The sequence below is a fragment of the Mucilaginibacter sp. JRF genome, from assembly GCF_015223065.1.
Lineage (GTDB): Bacteria > Bacteroidota > Bacteroidia > Sphingobacteriales > Sphingobacteriaceae > Mucilaginibacter.
The window spans coordinates 1-1875 of the sequence record NZ_JADFBY010000021.1; the positions used below are offsets into that span (position 1 = coordinate 1).

Annotated in this window: 1 rRNA gene; it reads left to right on the top strand. The window is 48.8% G+C overall.

The features are described 5' to 3' along the window. The first annotated feature begins 274 nt into the window (after positions 1 to 274). Positions 275 to 1796, top strand: a 16S ribosomal RNA gene (locus IM792_RS21150). Positions 1797 to 1875: the final 79 nt, after the last annotated feature.

Here is a 1875-nt window from a genome sequence, read left to right on the forward strand (position 1 = left end):
ATAAAGCCGAACCGAGAGGCAAGGCGGAAAAGTTCTTTAAAGAAAAGATAATCATGTAGCGTAGCGGGCTACTTTGACGAGAAGCAGAAAGCGGAAGGCGTAAAGCAGAAAGCGATCAACTTCAAAACAGCAAAGTAGTACTGTCAATGAAACAACCAGTTCTGGTTGAAAGAGAACCAATAAAGTTTTCAAGGGGGATACTGTAAAAGATACAAATATTTACAGATTCTATTGATTGAGTTAATAGGGTCAGGTAAAACAAACAAAACATTATACAATGGAGAGTTTGATCCTGGCTCAGGATGAACGCTAGCGGCAGGCCTAATACATGCAAGTCGGACGGGATTGGAGAGCTTGCTTTCCATGAGAGTGGCGCACGGGTGCGTAACACGTATGCAACCTACCTTTATCAGGGGGATAGCCTCTCGAAAGAGAGATTAACACCGCATAAAATTGGATTATGGCATCATAATTTGATCAAATATTTATAGGATAAAGATGGGCATGCGGAACATTAGCTAGTTGGTAAGGTAACGGCTTACCAAGGCGACGATGTTTAGGGGATCTGAGAGGATGACCCCCCACACTGGTACTGAGACACGGACCAGACTCCTACGGGAGGCAGCAGTAAGGAATATTGGTCAATGGGCGGAAGCCTGAACCAGCCATGCCGCGTGCAGGAAGACGGCCCTACGGGTTGTAAACTGCTTTTGTACGGGAATAAACCTTGATACGTGTATCAAGCTGAATGTACCGTAAGAATAAGGATCGGCTAACTCCGTGCCAGCAGCCGCGGTAATACGGAGGATCCGAGCGTTATCCGGATTTATTGGGTTTAAAGGGTGCGTAGGCGGCTTTTTAAGTCAGGGGTGAAAGACGGCAGCTCAACTGTCGCAGTGCCTTTGATACTGAAGAGCTTGAATGCACTTGAAGTAGGCGGAATGTGACAAGTAGCGGTGAAATGCATAGATATGTCACAGAACACCAATTGCGAAGGCAGCTTACTAAAGTGTGATTGACGCTGAGGCACGAAAGCGTGGGGATCAAACAGGATTAGATACCCTGGTAGTCCACGCCCTAAACGATGAACACTCGATGTTGGCGATATACGGTCAGCGTCTAAGCGAAAGCGTTAAGTGTTCCACCTGGGGAGTACGCCCGCAAGGGTGAAACTCAAAGGAATTGACGGGGGCCCGCACAAGCGGAGGAGCATGTGGTTTAATTCGATGATACGCGAGGAACCTTACCCGGGCTTGAAAGTTAGTGAATGAGACAGAGACGTCTCAGTCCTTCGGGACACGAAACTAGGTGCTGCATGGCTGTCGTCAGCTCGTGCCGTGAGGTGTTGGGTTAAGTCCCGCAACGAGCGCAACCCCTATGTTTAGTTGCCAGCATGTAATGATGGGGACTCTAAACAGACTGCCTATGCAAATAGAGAGGAAGGAGGGGACGACGTCAAGTCATCATGGCCCTTACGTCCGGGGCTACACACGTGCTACAATGGATGGTACAGCGGGCAGCTACCTGGCAACAGGATGCCAATCTCGTAAAGCCATTCACAGTTCGGATCGGGGTCTGCAACTCGACCCCGTGAAGTTGGATTCGCTAGTAATCGCGTATCAGCAATGACGCGGTGAATACGTTCCCGGGCCTTGTACACACCGCCCGTCAAGCCATGGAAGTTGGGGGTGCCTGAAGCCGGTAACCGCAAGGAGCCGTCTAGGGTAAAACCGATAACTGGGGCTAAGTCGTAACAAGGTAGCCGTACCGGAAGGTGTGGCTGGAATACCTCCTTTCTGGAGCAGTATCCCATAGAAATGAAAGGGGCAGAAACTGCTATGCACATGATTTATTTTTCTTTATAAAAAAACAAAA